Source organism: Streptomyces sp. S465 (genome assembly GCF_026898115.1).
GTDB classification, from domain to species: domain Bacteria; phylum Actinomycetota; class Actinomycetes; order Streptomycetales; family Streptomycetaceae; genus Streptomyces; species Streptomyces luomodiensis.
On the sequence record NZ_CP114036.1, the window covers coordinates 3,506,297 to 3,522,346 of the forward strand.

General features: G+C 72.4%; 13 protein-coding genes and 1 pseudogene. 8 read left to right on the plus strand and 6 right to left on the minus strand.

Features of this window, described 5'->3' with window-relative positions; genetic code table 11:
- Positions 1 to 240 precede the first annotated feature (240 nt).
- Together N6H00_RS14655 and recD2 are read right to left on the minus strand one after the other, a co-directional pair.
- Positions 241 to 1,530, minus strand: coding sequence for a citrate synthase (locus N6H00_RS14655; RefSeq protein ID WP_268972119.1), 1,290 nt, complete (start codon positions 1,528 to 1,530; stop codon positions 241 to 243).
- A gap of 151 nt (positions 1,531 to 1,681) precedes the next feature.
- Positions 1,682 to 3,925 (minus strand): SF1B family DNA helicase RecD2, encoded by a 2,244-nt coding sequence (gene recD2 / locus N6H00_RS14660; RefSeq protein ID WP_268972120.1) that lies wholly within the window; start codon positions 3,923 to 3,925, stop codon positions 1,682 to 1,684.
- 187 nt (positions 3,926 to 4,112) lie between these two features.
- Here recD2 and N6H00_RS14665 point away from each other — a divergent pair, with 187 nt between their 5' ends.
- The 7 genes from N6H00_RS14665 to N6H00_RS14695 all read left to right on the plus strand — a co-directional run bounded on the left by N6H00_RS14665 (position 4,113) and on the right by N6H00_RS14695 (position 11,530).
- Positions 4,113 to 5,129: a LacI family DNA-binding transcriptional regulator gene (locus N6H00_RS14665; RefSeq protein ID WP_268972121.1), complete on the plus strand. Its 1,017-nt coding sequence runs from the start codon at positions 4,113 to 4,115 to the stop codon at positions 5,127 to 5,129.
- The gene (locus tag N6H00_RS14670; protein ID WP_268972123.1) at positions 5,126 to 6,706 is read left to right on the plus strand and encodes a sugar ABC transporter ATP-binding protein; all 1,581 of its coding nucleotides are present in this window, start codon (positions 5,126 to 5,128) and stop codon (positions 6,704 to 6,706) included. The genes N6H00_RS14665 and N6H00_RS14670 overlap by 4 nt, the downstream gene beginning before the upstream one ends.
- Positions 6,696 to 8,645, plus strand: a complete 1,950-nt coding sequence (locus N6H00_RS14675) for an ABC transporter permease/substrate-binding protein (RefSeq protein WP_268972125.1) — start codon at positions 6,696 to 6,698, stop codon at positions 8,643 to 8,645. Before N6H00_RS14670 ends, N6H00_RS14675 begins: the two co-directional genes overlap by 11 nt.
- A 76-nt stretch (positions 8,646 to 8,721) precedes the next feature.
- Positions 8,722 to 9,660, plus strand: a complete 939-nt coding sequence (locus tag N6H00_RS14680; protein ID WP_268972127.1) for a ribokinase — start codon at positions 8,722 to 8,724, stop codon at positions 9,658 to 9,660.
- Positions 9,661 to 10,035: 375 nt separating this feature from the next.
- A complete protein-coding gene (locus N6H00_RS14685; protein ID WP_268972129.1) occupies positions 10,036 to 10,470 on the plus strand; it encodes a hypothetical protein in 435 nt (144 codons plus the stop codon).
- A 71-nt stretch (positions 10,471 to 10,541) separates the two neighbouring features.
- Complete coding sequence (locus N6H00_RS14690; protein ID WP_268972131.1) at positions 10,542 to 11,174, plus strand: SigE family RNA polymerase sigma factor; 633 nt, start codon at positions 10,542 to 10,544, stop codon at positions 11,172 to 11,174.
- Positions 11,171 to 11,530: a hypothetical protein gene (locus tag N6H00_RS14695; protein WP_268972132.1), complete on the plus strand. Its 360-nt coding sequence runs from the start codon at positions 11,171 to 11,173 to the stop codon at positions 11,528 to 11,530. Before N6H00_RS14690 ends, N6H00_RS14695 begins: the two co-directional genes overlap by 4 nt.
- A gap of 26 nt (positions 11,531 to 11,556) precedes the next feature.
- Here the strand turns inward: N6H00_RS14695 and N6H00_RS14700 are convergent.
- A pseudogene (locus tag N6H00_RS14700) lies at positions 11,557 to 12,005 on the minus strand (VOC family protein).
- A 46-nt stretch (positions 12,006 to 12,051) separates the two neighbouring features.
- On the opposite strand from N6H00_RS14700, the gene N6H00_RS14705 reads away from it, so the two are divergent.
- On the plus strand, positions 12,052 to 12,663 hold the full coding sequence (locus N6H00_RS14705; RefSeq protein ID WP_268972133.1) for a CGNR zinc finger domain-containing protein: 612 nt from the start codon (positions 12,052 to 12,054) through the stop codon (positions 12,661 to 12,663).
- A gap of 112 nt (positions 12,664 to 12,775) precedes the next feature.
- On the opposite strand, the gene N6H00_RS14710 is transcribed toward N6H00_RS14705, so the two are convergent.
- The 3 genes from N6H00_RS14710 to N6H00_RS14720 are packed head-to-tail and all read right to left on the minus strand — an operon-like array spanning position 12,776 to position 15,968.
- Complete coding sequence (locus tag N6H00_RS14710) at positions 12,776 to 13,606, minus strand: sugar phosphate isomerase/epimerase family protein (protein WP_268972134.1); 831 nt, start codon at positions 13,604 to 13,606, stop codon at positions 12,776 to 12,778.
- Positions 13,603 to 14,772, minus strand: a complete 1,170-nt coding sequence (locus N6H00_RS14715; RefSeq protein WP_268972135.1) for a dihydrodipicolinate synthase family protein — start codon at positions 14,770 to 14,772, stop codon at positions 13,603 to 13,605. Before N6H00_RS14715 ends, N6H00_RS14710 begins: the two co-directional genes overlap by 4 nt.
- Entirely contained in the window at positions 14,769 to 15,968 is a 1,200-nt protein-coding gene (locus N6H00_RS14720; protein ID WP_443072952.1) for a Gfo/Idh/MocA family protein, read from the minus strand. The genes N6H00_RS14715 and N6H00_RS14720 overlap by 4 nt, the downstream gene beginning before the upstream one ends.
- Between the last annotated feature and the right edge of the window lie 82 nt (positions 15,969 to 16,050).

The window sequence follows — 16,050 nt, forward strand, 5'->3', positions numbered from 1 at the left end:
TTGGAGGCTCGGCTCGCCTCCGGGGCGCCTTAGCCGCTGTCGACGGTCGACCGTGCTCGGTCGCTCGTTCCTCGCTCCCTGCGCGCGCTCTCCCTTACGACAGCGACGCGCCCCTTCGGCTCGCTCGCCGGAAGAACCAAGGGGCCGGATGCGCAATGGCACCCGGCCCCTCAAGAGGGAACCCCGGGGGTGCCCCCACCCAGCAAAGCGGGACGGGGCACCCAGAGACGCGATGTCGCCCTAGCGCTCCTCGACCGGGACGAAGTCGCGCTCGACGACGCCGGTGTAGATCTGGCGCGGGCGGCCGATGCGGGAGCCCGGCTCCTTGATCATCTCGTGCCACTGGGCGATCCAGCCCGGCAGCCGGCCGAGCGCGAACAGCACGGTGAACATCTCGGTCGGGAAGCCCATCGCCCGGTAGATCAGACCGGTGTAGAAGTCCACGTTCGGGTAGAGCTTGCGCTCCACGAAGTAGTCGTCCGCGAGGGCGTGCTCCTCGAGCTTGAGCGCGATGTCGAGCAGCTCGTCGGACTTGCCGAGGGCGGAGAGGACATCGTGCGCCGCCGACTTGATGATCTTCGCCCGGGGGTCGAAGTTCTTGTAGACGCGGTGCCCGAAGCCCATGAGCTTCACGCCGTCTTCCTTGTTCTTCACCTTGCGGATGAAGGTGTCGACGTCGCCGCCCGAGGCCTGGATGCCCTCCAGCATCTCCAGCACGGACTGGTTGGCGCCGCCGTGCAGGGGGCCCCACAGGGCGTTGATGCCCGCCGAGATGGAGGCGAACATGTTGGCCTGCGAGGAGCCGACCAGCCGGACCGTGGAGGTCGAACAGTTCTGCTCGTGGTCGGCGTGCAGAATCAGCAGCTTGTCGAGCGCGCTGACCACGATCGGGTCGAGCTCGTACTCCTGGGCGGGGACCGAGAAGGTCATCCGGAGGAAGTTCTCGACATAGCCGAGGTCATTGCGCGGGTACACGAACGGGTGGCCGACCGACTTCTTGTACGCGTAAGCGGCAATGGTCGGCAGCTTGGCCAGCAGCCGGATCGTCGAGAGGTTGCGCTGCTTCTCGTCGAAGGGGTTGTGGCTGTCCTGGTAGAAGGTCGACAGCGCGCTGACCACGGAGGACAGCATCGCCATCGGGTGGGCGTCGCGCGGGAAGCCGTCGTAGAACCGCTTGACGTCCTCATGGAGCAGCGTGTGGCGAGTGATGTCCTCGCGGAACGCCGCCAGTTCATCGACGGTCGGCAGCTCCCCGTTGATCAGCAGGAAGGCCGTCTCCAGGAAGGAGGCGCGCTCCGCCAGCTGCTCGATGGGGTAGCCGCGGTAACGCAGGATGCCCTGCTCACCGTCCAGGTAGGTGATCGCGGATTTGTACGCGGCGGTATTGCCGTAACCGGAATCCAGGGTCACCAGACCGGTCTGGGCGCGCAGCTTGCCGATATCAAAGCCCTTGTCGCCGACAGTGCTGTCGACCACCGGGTAGGTGTACTCGCCGTCCCCGTACCGCACTACTACAGAGTTGTCGCTCACGTCATCCCTCACCGACGTCTGGTTCTCTTCTTCGAGGTGCCCTGACTCCCCCCACCTTCCCCTACTCGGGTCGTGAACGTGCACTCGGGGTCGGCTGAAGAGCCTTTTGGCGGCACTGAGTGCCGCACACACGGCCATCCTGCCCCGTTCGTCACCGTTCGGAAACCCATCTGACACGCTCGACTCGCACATCGCCGCCGAGCCGGTGATCCAGCGCGGTACAGCGCCTCCCCGCCGAGACGGTGCGCACCGCCTGCCCCAGCGCCCGGCGCGAACCGACCAGCACCACGAGGCGCTTGGCGCGGGTCACGGCCGTGTACAGGAGATTGCGCTGCAACATCATCCAGGCCCCGGTGGTCACCGGGATCACGACGGCCGGGTACTCACTGCCCTGTGACCGGTGGATGGTCACCGCATAGGCATGAGCCAACTCGTCCAGCTCGTCGAAGTCGTACGGTACCTCCTCGTCCTCGTCCGTCCGCACGGTCAGCCGCTGCTCATCGTTGTCGAGTGAGGTGACGACGCCAACCGTGCCGTTGAAGACCCCATTGGCCCCTTTCTCATAATTGTTGCGGATCTGGGTCACCTTGTCGCCGACCCGGAAGACGCGACCTCCGAAGCGGCGCTCGGCAAGGTCCGGGCGGGCCGGGGTGATGGCCTGCTGAAGCAGTCCGTTGAGCGTGCCCGCGCCCGCCGGGCCCCGGTGCATCGGGGCCAGGACCTGCACGTCACGGCGGGGGTCGAGGCCGAACTTGGCGGGGATGCGGCGGGCCGCGACATCGACCGTGAGCCGCCCGGCCTGCTCGGTGTCGTCCTCGACGAAGAGGAAGAAATCCGACAGGCCCTGAGTGACCGGCGGCACCCCCTCGTTGATCCGGTGGGCGTTGGTGACCACCCCGGACTGCTGGGCCTGGCGGAAGATCCGGGTCAGCCGCACCGCCGGGACGGGGCTGCCGGGCGCCAGCAGATCGCGCAGCACCTCCCCGGCGCCCACGCTGGGCAGCTGGTCCACATCGCCGACGAAGAGCAGATGGGCACCCGGCGGGACCGCCTTGACCAGCTTGTTGGCCAGCAGCAGATCAAGCATCGACGCCTCGTCGACCACCACCAGATCGGCGTCGAGCGGGCGGTCCCGGTCGTACGCCGCGTCCCCGCCGGGCTTGAGCTCCAGCAGCCGGTGGACGGTGGACGCCTCGGCGCCGGTCAGCTCGGACAGCCGCTTGGCGGCCCGGCCGGTGGGCGCCGCGAGCACCACCTTGGCCTTCTTGGCACGGGCCAGCTCCACCACGGACCGCACGGTGAAGGACTTGCCGCACCCCGGCCCACCGGTCAGCACCGCGACCTTCTCGGTCAGCGCGAGCCGCACCGCCTGGCTCTGCTCGGGCGCCAGATCGGCCCCGGTGCGGCGGGCCAGCCAGCCCAGCGCCTTGTCCCAGTCCACGTCCCGGAAGGCGGGCAGCCGGTCCTCCTCGGTGCGCAGCAGCCGCAGCACCTGGCCCGCGAGGGAGATCTCGGCGCGGTGGAAGGGCACCAGATAGACGGCGGAGACCGGCTCGCCGTCCTCCGGGCCGGGGACCGGCTCGCGCACCACGCCCTCCTCCTCGGCCGCGAGCTCGCCCAGACAGTCGATGACCAGGCCGGTGTCCACCTGGAGCAACTTCACGGCGTCCGCGATGAGCCGCTCCTCGGGGAGATAGCAGTGGCCCTGGTCGGCGGACTGGGACAGCGCGTACTGAAGGCCGGCCTTCACCCGGTCGGGGCTGTCGTGCGGAATGCCGACCGACTGGGCGATCTTGTCGGCGGTGAGGAAGCCGATGCCCCAGACGTCGGCCGCCAGCCGGTACGGCTCGTTCTTCACGACCGAGATGGACGCGTCGCCGTACTTCTTGTAGATCCGCACCGCGATGGAGGTGGAGACGCCCACCCCCTGGAGGAAAACCATCACCTCCTTGATGGCCTTCTGCTCCTCCCAGGCGGCGGCGATCATCTTGGTGCGCTTGGGGCCGAGGCCGGGGACCTCGATGAGCCGCTCGGGCCGCTCCTCGATGACGTCGAGGGTGTCGATGCCGAAGTGCTCGGTGATCCGGTCGGCGATCCGGGGGCCGATGCCCTTGATCAGGCCCGAGCCGAGATAGCGCCGGATGCCCTGGACGGTGGCGGGGAGGACGGTCTGGTAGTTCTCGACGGTGAACTGCTTCCCGTACTGCGGGTGGGAACCCCAGCGGCCCTCCATCCGCAGCGACTCGCCGGGCTGGGCCCCCAGCAGCGCACCGACGACGGTCAGCAGATCACCGGAGCCACGGCCGGTGTCGACCCGCGCGACCGTATAGCCGTTCTCCTCATTGGCGTAGGTGATCCGCTCCAGGACCCCTTCGACCACCGCGAGTTTGAGCATGCCCCGACCGTACCGCCGGGCGGCGACAGGCCGTTCGGGCCTGTGGACAACCCCGGCCTGTGGACAACCCCGGGCGGATCATCACGATCCGGTTTCGGCCGGTGGCCGACCCCTTGCCGCCGCCCGTGTAATCGATTCCAATTCCGTGTGATCGATCCGTGTAATCGATTCCACAGGGAGGTGTGCGGTGCCGGCCATCAAAGACGTGGCGCGGCGTGCCGGGGTCTCCGTGGCGACGGTCTCGCGGGTGCTCAACGACCACCCCTCCGTCCGGGCGGGCACCCGCGAACGGGTGCTCACCGCGGTCGCCGACCTCGGCTACCGCCCCAACGCGGTGGCCCGCTCGCTGCGCACCGCCCAGACCCGGACCCTGGGGCTGGTCATCAGCGATGTGCTGAACCCCTTCTTCACGGAGCTGGCCCGTTCGGTCGAGGACGCCGCCCGCGCGCTGGGCTACAGCGTGGTCATCGGCAACGCCGACGAGCGGCCCGACCTCCAGGACCACCATGTGCGCACCCTGATGGACCGCCGTATCGACGGGCTGCTGATCAGCCCCACCGACGGCGGCTCCCCGATGATGTCGGCCGCCGCCCGCGCGGGTACCCCCATGGTCTTCGTCGACCGCTGGATCGAGGGCGAGGGCCTGGACCGGGTGCCGGTGGTCCGCACCGACGGGCGGGCCGCCATCCGCGATCTGGTGGCCCATCTGTGCGCCCTGGGCCACCGCCGCCTCGCGATCATCGCGGGCCCGGCGGCCACCACGACCGGCCGCGAGCGGGTGGACGCCTTCCGCGCCGCGCTGCGCGCGTTCGGTCTGGCGCTGTCCGACGACCACATCGGCCAGGGGGACTTCCAGGCCGGCAGCGGCCGCCGGGCGACCGCCCGCTTCCTCGATCTGCCGCACCCTCCGGACGTGGTCTTCGCCACCGACAACCTGATGGCGCTCGGCGCGATGGACGAGATCCGCGCCCGCGGGCTGCGGGTGCCGGGCGATGTGGCGCTCGCCGCGTTCGACGACATCCCCTGGTTCCTCCACACCGATCCGCCGATCACCGCCATCGCCCAGCCGACCGGGGCGCTCGGCCACGCCGCCGTACGGGCGCTGATCGATCTCGTCGAGGGGCGGCCCGCCGAGTCGGTGACCCTGTCCGCCCGTCTGGTCGCCCGCCGCTCGTGCGGCGAGCCCGAAGGGAGCACGCCATGAGCCGGATCCCCGACGCCGAGGGCACGTCCGCGGGCGACGCCGGGGCGGAGCTGCTGCGCATGGAGGGGGTCCGGAAGACCTTCCCCGGGGTGATCGCGCTCGACGGGGTGGACTTCGATCTGCGCCGGGGCGAAGTGCACGTCCTCCTGGGCGAGAACGGCGCGGGCAAGTCCACGCTGATCAAGACGCTCTCCGGCGCCCACCGCCCCGACGGCGGGCGGATCCTGGTCGACGGCGGGCCGGTGCGCATCGCCGGCGCCCAGGACGCCGAGCGGCTCGGGATCGCCACCATCTACCAGGAGTTCAACCTGGTCCCGGACCTGACCGTGGCCGAGAACATCTTCCTGGGCCGCCAGCCGCGCCGCCTCGGCATGATCGACCGCAGGACGATGGACGCGCGCGCCGCCGAACTGCTGGCCCGTGTCGGGGTGGACGTCTCGCCCCGGGCCCGGGTCCGGGACCTCGGCATCGCCCGGCTCCAGATGGTGGAGATCGCCAAGGCGCTGAGCCTGGACGCCCGCGTGCTGATCATGGACGAGCCGACCGCCGTGCTCACCACCGAGGAGGCCGACACGCTCTTCCGGATCGTGCGCACGCTGCGCGCGGACGGTGTGGGCATCGTCTTCATCACCCATCACCTGGAGGAGATCGCCGCCCTGGGCGACCGCGTCACCGTGCTGCGGGACGGCCGCAGCGTCGCCCGGGTCCCGGCCACCACCGACCGGGACGAGCTGGTGCGGCTGATGGTGGGCCGCTCCATCGAGCAGCAGTACCCGCGGGAGCGCGGGGACGCCGGCGAGCCCCTGCTGAGGGTCCGCGGGCTCACCCGGAGGGGCAGCTTCACGGACATCGGCTTCGAGGTGCGGGCCGGGGAGGTGGTGGGCCTGGCCGGGCTGGTCGGCGCGGGCCGTACGGAGGTCGTACGGGCCCTGTTCGGCGCCGACCCGTACGATTCCGGCACCGTCGAGGTGCTCGGCCGCCCGCTGCCCCGCCATGACGTGGTGGCCGCCATGCGGGCCGGGATCGGCCTCGTGCCCGAGGACCGCAAGGGGCAGGGCCTGGTCCTGGACGGCTCCGTGCAGGAGAACCTGGGCCTGGTCACGCTGCGCGCCGCCACCCGCGCCGGGCTGGTGGACCGGGCCGGTCAGCGGCGCGCGGCGGCCGGCGTCGCCGAGCGGCTGGCGGTCCGGATGTCGGGGCTCGACCAGCGGGTGCGCACCCTCTCCGGCGGCAACCAGCAGAAGGTCGTCATCGGCAAGTGGCTGCTCGCCGACAGCCGGGTGCTGATCCTGGACGAGCCGACCCGCGGTATCGACGTGGCCGCCAAGGTCGAGATCTACCAGCTCATCAACGAACTCACCGCGTCCGGCCACGCCGTCCTGATGGTCTCCAGCGATCTGCCCGAGGTGCTGGGGATGAGCGACCGGGTCCTGGTCATGGCCCAGGGCCGGATCGCGGGCGAGCTGTCCGCGCGGGACGCGACCCAGGACGCCGTGATGGCCCTGGCGGTGAAGGACGTCAAGGGCGTCGACGAAGGCGTCGGCGCCGAGGAAAAGGAGGGCTCCCGTGGCCGCTGACACGCAACTGTCCACGAAGGAACCCGGGGGCTCGGCCGTGCTGCGCCGGGTGCTGCTCGACAATGGCGCGCTGAGCGCCCTGGTGCTGCTGGTGGCGGCCCTGTCGCTGCTGTCCGGCGACTTCCTCACCACCGACAACCTCCTCAACGTCGGCGTCCAGGCGGCGGTCACCGCCGTTCTCGCCTTCGGCGTCACCTTCGTCATCGTCTCCGCGGGCATCGATCTGTCGGTCGGCTCGGTGGCCGCGCTGTCCGCCACCGTGCTCGCCTGGTCCGCGAGTTCCCAGGGGCTGCCGGTCTGGTTCTCGGCCCTGCTGGCCGTCGCCACCGGTATCGCCTGCGGTCTGGTCAGCGGGGCGCTGGTCGCGTTCGGGAAGCTGCCGCCGTTCATCGCCACGCTCGCGATGCTGTCGGTCGGCCGCGGCCTGGCCCTGGTGATCTCCCAGGGCAGCCCGATACCCGTCCCGGACGCGGTGTCCGGCCTCGGCGACACGCTCGGCGGCTGGCTGCCCGTCCCGGTGATCGTGATGGTCGTGATGGGCCTGATCACCGCGGCGGTGCTGGGGCGTACGTACGCGGGCCGCGCGATGTACGCGATCGGCGGCAACGAGGAGGCGGCCCGGCTCTCCGGTATCCGGGTGGCGCGTCAGAAGCTCGTCGTCTACGCGCTCTCCGGCGGGTTCGCGGCCGTCGCGGGCATCGTGCTCGCCTCCCGGCTGTCCTCCGCGCAGCCACAGGCGGCCGTCGGCTACGAACTCGACGCGATCGCGGCGGTCGTCATCGGCGGGGCGAGCCTGTCCGGCGGCGTCGGTAAGGCGTCCGGCACGCTCATCGGCGCGCTGATCCTGGCGGTGCTGCGCAACGGGCTCAACCTGCTGGAGGTGTCCCCCTTCTGGCAGCAGGTCGTCATCGGCGTCGTCATCGCGCTCGCGGTGCTGCTGGACACGGTGCGCCGGCGCGCCGGGGCCGGGCCGGGCGCGCCCGGGGCCGCGGCGGGCGGACCGTCCGGTGGCGGCCGTAAGACGGCCATGGGCGCGGCCAAGTTCGCGCTGGCCGCCGTGGTCGTCGCCGCCATCGCCTTCGGCGCCTCCTTCTGGCGCTCGGACTCCTCCGATGGCGCGTCCACCAGGATCGGGCTGTCGGTCTCCACCCTCAACAACCCCTTCTTCGTCCAGCTGAAGGCGGGCGCCCAGGAGGAGGCCAAGCGCGCCGGGATCAGCCTTACGGTCACCGACGCCCAGAACGACGCCTCCCAGCAGGCCAATCAGATCCAGAACTTCACCAGCCAGAACATGAAGTCGATCATCATCAACCCGGTCGACTCCGATGCCGCCGGCCCCTCCGTCCGGGCCGCCGGCAAGGCGGGCATCCCGGTGCTCGCCGCCGACCGCGGCGTCAACAAGGCGACGGTGGCGACCCTGGTGGCCTCCGACAACATCGCCGGCGGCAGGCTCGCCGCCAAGACGCTCGCCGAGCGGCTCGGCAAGAAGGGCACGATCCTGGTGCTCCAGGGCACCCCCGGGACCTCGGCCTCGCGTGAGCGCGGTAAGGGCTTCGCGGAGGGCCTCAAGTCCTATCCGGGCATCAAGGTCGTCGGCAAGCAGTCGGCCGACTTCGACCGGGCCAAGGGGCTCGATGTGACCACCAATCTGCTCCAGGGCCACCCCGGCATCGACGGGATCTTCGCCGAGAACGACGAGATGGCGCTCGGGGCCGTCAAGGCGCTCGGGTCCAAGGCGGGCACGTCCGTCAAGGTCGTCGGCTTCGACGGCACCCCGGACGGTCTGAAGGCGGTCGAGGACGGCAGCCTCGCCGCGACCGTCGCCCAGCAGCCGAAGGAGCTGGGCCGGATGGTGGTGCGGAACGCCATCAAGGCCGCCGAGGGCCAGAAGATCGGCGGGACGGTGAAGGTGCCGGTGAAGGTCGTCGCCGCGAAGTGAGCGTCCCACCGGCGTGGATCGTTACCGGCATCAGCACCGCCACATGGGCTGACGAGCGAAGCGAAAGGACGTGCGGATGCACGACTACGACCTGCTGGTCGTGGGATCGGCCAACGCCGATCTGGTGATCGGAGTCGACCGCCGCCCCGGGGCGGGCGAGACCGTCCTCGGTTCCGACCTGGTGGTCCACCCCGGCGGCAAGGGCGCCAACCAGGCCGTCGCCGCGGCCCGGCTGGGGGCCCGGACGGCCCTGCTGGCCCGGGTCGGTGACGACGGCCACGGCCGGCTGCTGCTGGACTCGCAGCGGACCGCCGGGGTCGACACCGTGGGCGTCCTCGTCGGCGGCGCGCCCACCGGGGTCGCGCTGATCACGGTGGACCCCTCGGGTGACAACAGCATCGTGGTCTCCCCGGGGGCCAACGCCCGGCTGACCCCCGAGGACGTCCGGGCCTCGGTACGCCTGCTCGCCGCGGCGCGGGTGGTCTCCCTCCAGCTGGAGATCCCGCTGGAGACGGTCGCCGAGGTGGTCCGCACCGCGCACGCGGGCTTCGGCGGCCGCCCCGGGCCGCGCGTGGTGCTCAACCCCTCGCCGCCCGCGCCGCTGCCCGCCGATGTGCTGGCCGCCTGTGACCCCCTGGTGGTCAACGAGCACGAGGCGCGGTTCCTGCTGAGCGACGACCCGGCGGGGTCCTCCGGGGACCCCGGGAAGTGGGCCAAGGCCCTGCTGGCGCGCGGCCCGCGCTCGGTCGTGGTGACCCTGGGCGGCGAGGGCGCGCTGGTCGCCGACCGCGACCGTACGGTGCCGGTGCCCAGTGTCGCGGTGGCGGCGGTGGACACCACGGGCGCCGGGGACGCCTTCACCGGCGCGCTCGCCTGGCGCCTCGGCGTCGGCGACGACCTTCAGGCGGCGGTGCGGTTCGCGGTGCGCGTGGGCGCGGCCGCGGTGACCCGGCCCGGGGCGCAGGCGTCCTTCCCGAGCGCCGAGCAGGTGGCGGCGCTGCCACAGGGGCGGTAACGCGTTTCGAGGGGCCCGGTCCGTGGCCGGGCCCCTCGTGTCCCCCTCCCCACGAGCTTCCTCCGAATCCCCCCGGATCCCTCCCCAGGAAGCCCGATGCCCGATACGACCTGCCAGGTGCCGGAAGGGTTGTCACCCGGGTTCCGGCGGTTATCGATCCGTTATGGAGGGCCCGTTCCGGGGTGTCCGGTGGGGGGCGTCCCGTCGTGGGGCGCCGGCTCCCAGAGCGGTCACGGATTTTTTTCCGGGGCGCGACAACCTCGGGTGGGGCCGCACGTCTGGTGGGGTGAAGGCGGGTTCCGGAACGGGTCCTCGGACCCTCGGTGCGCGCCTCGCCCATCAGCGTTCGCTCAACCTTTCCGGGAGTCGTTCCGTATGCAGCACGACCGCGCCAAGAAGCCCAACCGCCGTCTGCGCCCCTGGCTCATGGGGTCGGCCGCCGGTGTCGCCCTGCTCGTGGGCGGGGGCTTCGTCGCCCAGGCCGCCACCGCCGACCACTCGCGCCCGGCCAAGCCCGCGCCCGCCCAGACCAGTACGCCCGAGCCGGTGCCCACCCGGACCAGCACCCCCGAGCCGGCCCCCGACCAGACCGGCACCCCCGCGCCGGCCCCCGACCGGACCGGCACCCCCGGGCCGGCCCCCGACCAGACCAGCACCCCCGAGCCGGTGCCCACCCGGACCAGCACCCCCGCACCCACACAGCCGCCGACCGCCGCGCCCGAGCCCACGCAGCCGCCCGCCAGCGTGCCCGAGTCCACCGAGCCGCCCGCCAGCGCGCCCAAGCCCGAGCCCGCGCGGGCCGGCCGCTAACCGCCAGCCACGGGTGGGGCGGGACCGGATCCGGAGCCGGTCCCGCCGCACCGATGAGGTGAACGAGGACGATGCAGCTCACTCTTGTCCTGCCCTGGTGGGCCCGGCTGCTGCGCCGCGCCCGGACCACCGCCCCGACGCCGGCGGTGGAACCGCCGCGCGCCGAGCGGCGGTTCCGCATCCTGCGGTCGGTGGGCGGCCGGGACGACGACGAGCCCGGCCCCACGCTGGCCGACCTGTACCAGGCCCGGCGGCTGGACATGGTCCGGCTGGCCGTCTTCCTGGTGGACGACCTGCACACCGCCGAGGACGTCGTCCAGGACGCCTTCGCCGCCGTCTGCCGCCGGCACGGCTCACGGCTGGACAGCCTCCAGGACGCCCATGCCTACCTGCACACCGCGGTGGTCAACGCGGCCCGCTCCGTGCTGCGCCGGCGGCGTACGGCACGTGCGTACACCCCGCCGTACCAGGGGCCGGGAGCGCCGGTGGACGAGCCGCTGCTGCTCGCCGAGGAGCACCGGCAGGTGCTCGACGCGATGGCCCGGCTCACCGCGCGGCAGCGCGAGGTCCTGGTGCTGCGCTACTGGTCGGAGCTGACCGAGGCACAGATCGCCGAGACGCTGGGCATCTCCCGCGGCACGGTGAAGTCGACCGCGAGCCGTGCGCTCGTCACCCTGGAAAGACTGCTGGAGGTGGACCGGTGAGCACTCCCCCGTCGCTCGAGGAACGGCTGCGCACCGCGCTCGACGCCCGTGCGCGGCTCATCAGCGCCCGTGATCTGGCACCGGCCCGTCCGCCCACCGGCCGGACGTGGGGGACGCGGCGGATCCGGCGGGTGGTGTCCGCGGTCGCCGTGACGGCGGCGGCAGCGGCGGCGGCCGTCGCGTTCGTGCTGCTGTCCGGCGCGCCGGAGAGCGGCAGGAAGACGCCGCCCGCGCGCGAGCCCTCGCCTCCGGCCACCTCGGTGCCGTCGTCGACCAGCGTCCCTTCGACCGAGCCCTCCCCCACCTCGCCGCCCTCGGCCCCGTCCGGGACGGACACCCCGTCAGTGGCGCGCTGACCCGGTGGCGGTCGCCCCGGCCCGGCTCACTGCACGTCGAACTCGTTGCCCTCGGGGTCGGCCATGGTGACGTGGTGGGTGCCCGGCTCCTGTACGACCCCCAGCACCGTCGCGCCCAGCCCGGCCAGCCGCTTCACCTCCGGTCCCGCTCTTCCGGGCCCACGTGCACATCGATGTGCAGCCGGTTCTTGCCCCGCTTGGGCTCCGGCACGGCCTGGAAGAGCAGTCTGCGGCCGAGCCCGACGCCGTTCGCGGGGTCGAACGGGTCGTCGGGGTGGCGTACGCCGGCGGCGTGCCGCCACGCCTTGTGGCCGTCGACCGTGGTGTGGTCGTCCGCGCCGATCGCCCCCACGCCCAGCAGGTGGTCGATCAGGGCGCTGTGGTCCTCGACCACATAGCCGAGGGCCTCCGCCCAGAAGGACGCGAGCCGTATCGGGTCGGCGCAGTCGACGACGAGCTTCCAGTGCACGGCCATGCGGTCCTCCGGGTCCCGATAAGCGTGCACCACTAATACTGGTTACATGAGCGTGGCGACAACCGGACTGGTCCTGCGTCCCCCTGACGGCGGCTCATTCGTCTTCGACCCCGGCGCCCTGTGCCTGGAGTTCCTCACCACCGGCGGCCCCGGCGCGTTCGCCCGCTACGAGATCCTGCACGAACCGGGCGACCTCGCCGACTGGCTGGCCCTCTCCCGCCTGCGCCTGGCCGCCACGGACCTCCGCGTCGGCCCCGACGACCTCGACGCCGGGCGCCGGCTCCGCGACGCCCTGTGGCACATGGCCCGTGCCACGGCCCATGGCCGCCCCCACCGGGCCGAGGACGTCACGGAGGTCAACCGCGCCGCCCAGCATCCGCCCCTCGCCCCGCGGATCGCCCCGGACGGCTCCCACGCCTGGTCGCTCCCGGCCGGCGGTGCCCAGGCGCTCTCCGCCATCGCCCGCGACGCCGTGGAGCTGTTCACCGGCCGCCACGCCGCTCGCGTCCGCGAATGCGCCGCCGACGACTGCTACCTGGTCTTCGTGGACACCTCGCGCCCCGGCCGCCGCCGCTGGTGCGCCATGGAGCGCTGCGGCAACCGCCACAAGGTCCGCGCGCTGAGGGCCCGCCGCGAACCGGGGCCCGCGCCGGGCTGACCGGCCCGCCGCGGCGCGGGGGTCGCCGGGCCGCTGTCCGCCACCGGCCCCCACGCCGGTGGCGGACAGCGGGTGTCGCCCAACGTGTGGGCGAACGCGCCGGAGGTGCGCGTCAGAGGACCAGGTCGCGGTAGCGGTCGACGACCTCCGCCAGGACCTCCGCGCCGTCCCGGGCCCAGAGGTCCGGGTTGAAGATCTCCACCTCGATCGGGCCGGTGAAGCCCGTCGCGTCGACCTGTTCGCGGAACCAGCGGAAGTCGACCGCGCCGTCGCCGAGCTGGCCCCGGCCCAGGAGCACGCCCTCCGGGAGGGGGGTGATCCAGTCGGCGAGCTGGAACGCGGCGATGCGGCCTGTGGCGCCCGCGCGGGCGATCTGGGCCGCCACGGTGTCGTCCCACCACAGGTGGTAGGTGTCCACGACCACGCCCACCTGGTCCGCCGGGAAGCGCTCGGCCAGGTCCAGGGCCTGGCCGAGGGTGGAGACCACGCAGCGGTCGGCGGCGTACATGGGGTGCAGGGCCTCGATGGCCAGGCGGACGCCGTGGTCGGCCGCGTACGGGGCGAGTTCGGCCAGTGCGTCGGCGATGCGCTCGCGGGCGGCGAAGAGGTCGCGGCTGCCCGCCGGGAGGCCGCCGGAGACCAGGACCAGGGTGTCGGTGCCCAGGGTGGCGGCCTCGTCGATGGCCTTGCGGTTGTCGGCCAGGGCGGCGGCGCGCCGCTCGGGGTCGAGCGCGGTGAAGAAGCCGCCCCGGCACAGGCTGGTGACGGTCAGGCCCGCGTTCCGCACCAGCGCGGCCGCCGCCTCGACGCCGTACTTCTGGACCGGTTCGCGCCACAGGCCCACGCCCGTGACGCCCGCCTTGGCGCAGCCCTCCGCCAGCTCCGGCAGCGACCACTGCTTGATGGTTTCCTGGTTGAGGCTCAGGCGGGGGACCGGGTTCATTGCGCGACTCCGTGGACGGTGAGCAGGTGTTTCATCCGCGATTCGGCCAGCGCCGGATCCGGGAACAGGCCCAGCCCGTCCGCCAGTTCGTACGCGCGGGCCAGATGCGGCAGCGAACGGGCCGACTGCAGGCCGCCCACCATCGTGAAGTGCGACTGGTGGCCCGCCAGCCAGGCCAGGAGGACCACGCCCGTCTTGTAGTAGCGGGTCGGGGTCTGGAAGAGGTGGCGGGAGAGCTCCACCGTCGGGTCCAGCAGGGCGCGGAAGCCGGCCACGTCGCCGGTGTCCAGGGTGCGCACGGCCTCGGCGGCCAGTGGGCCCAGCGGGTCGAAGATGCCGAGCAGGGCGTGGCTGAAGCCCTGGTCGTCGCCCGCGATCAGCTCGGGGTAGTGGAAGTCGTCGCCCGTGTAGCAGCGCACCCCGTCCGGCAGCTTGCGCCGCAGGTCGATCTCGCGCTGGGCGTCCAGCAGGGAGACCTTGATGCCGTCGACCTTGTCGGGGTGGGCGGAGATGACGTCGAGGAAGGCGCGGGTGGCCGCGTCCAGGTCGGTGCTGCCCCAGTAGCCCTCCAGGGCCGGGTCGAACATCGGGCCCAGCCAGTGCAGGATCACCGGCTCGGCGGACTGGCGCAGCAGGTGGCCGTAGACCTCCAGGTAGTCCTCGGGGCCCTTGGCCACGGCGCACAGGGCGCGCGAGGCCATCAGGATGGCCTGGGCGCCGGACTCCTCGCAGACGGCCAGCTGTTCCTCGTACGCGGCCCGGACCTGGTCCAGGCCGTAGGGATAGCCGATCTCGGTGACGGCCAGCTGGTCGGTGCCGACGCCGCAGGCGATACGGCCGCCGACGGCCTTCGCCTCGGCCGCCGAGCGGCGGATCAGCTCGGCGGCGCCCGCCCAGTCCAGGCCCATACCGCGCTGGGCGGTGTCCATGGCCTCGGCCACGCCCAGCCCGTGCGACCACAGGTGGCGGCGGAAGGCGAGGGTGGCGTCCCAGTCGACGGCGGCCGGGCCGTCGGGGGTCGTGTCGGCGTACGGGTCGGCCACCACATGGGCGGCCGAGAAGACGACGCGGGAGGTGAAGGGGGTGCCGGCGGCCGGCGAGAGCGGCTCGGCGCGGGGTTCGTAGGCGCGGGTGGTACCGCCCGGCGCGGGGAGGTGGATGGTCACAGGCTCAGCTCCGGTACGTCCAGCCGGCGGCCCTCCGCCGACGACTTCCAGCCCAGCTCGGCGAGCTGGACGCCGCGCGCACCGGCCAGCAGGTCCCAGCGCCAGGGCTCGTCGAGGGCGACATGGCGCAGGAACAGCTCCCACTGCGCCTTGAAGCCGTTGTCGAACTCCTCGTTGTCGGGGATCTCCTGCCACTGCTCGCGGAACGCCTCGGTGGCGGGCAGGTCGGGGTTCCACACCGGCTTGGGGGTGGCCGAGCGGTGCTGGACGCGGCACCTGCGCAGGCCCGCGACGGCCGAGCCCTCGGTGCCGTCGACCTGGAACTCGACCAGCTCGTCCCGGTTCACCCGGACCGCCCAGGAGGAGTTGATCTGGGCGATGGCGCCGCCCTCGAGCTGGAAGATGCCGTAGGCCGCGTCGTCGGCGGTGGCCTCGTACGGCTTGCCCTGCTCGTCCCAGCGGGTCGGGATGTGGGTGGTGGCCTGCGCCTGGACGGAGCGCACCGCGCCGAACAGCTCGTGCAGCACGTACTCCCAGTGCGGGAACATGTCGACGACGATGCCGCCGCCGTCCTCGGCCCGGTAGTTCCAGGAGGGCCGCTGGGCGCTCTGCCAGTCGCCTTCGAAGACCCAGTAGCCGAACTCCCCGCGCACGGAGAGGACGCGGCCGAAGAAGCCGCCGTCGATGAGCCGCTTGAGCTTCAGCAGTCCCGGCAGGAAGATCTTGTCCTGGACGACGCCGTGTTTGACGCCCGCCGCCTGGGCGAGCCGGGCCAGCTCCAGGGCGCCCTCCAGGCCAGTGGCGGTGGGCTTCTCGGTGTAGATGTGCTTGCCCGCCGCGATGGCCTTCTTGATGGCCTCCTCACGGGCGGCGGTGACCTGCGCGTCGAAGTAGATGTCGACGCCGTCGTCCGCCAGTACGGCGTCCAGGTCGGTCGAGACGTCCGCGACCGGGTCGAGGCCGTGGCGCTCGGCGAGCTCCTTGAGCGCGTACTCACGGCGGCCGACGAGCAGCGGCTCGGGCCACAGCACGGTGCCGTCGCCGAGGCTGAGCCCGCCCTGTTCGCGGATGGCGAGGAGAGAGCGGACGAGGTGCTGGCGGTAGCCCATCCGGCCGGTCACACCGTTCATGGCGATCCGCACTGTCTTGCGTGTCACGTGGGTTCTTCTCCTCACCGAGAGTCGCAGCAAGCGCATGCAGTAAGCGCTTTCTATCACACCAAGCTAACCGTCCCTGGCCGCCCCTGTACAGACCGAACACAGGGACGGCACAGGACGG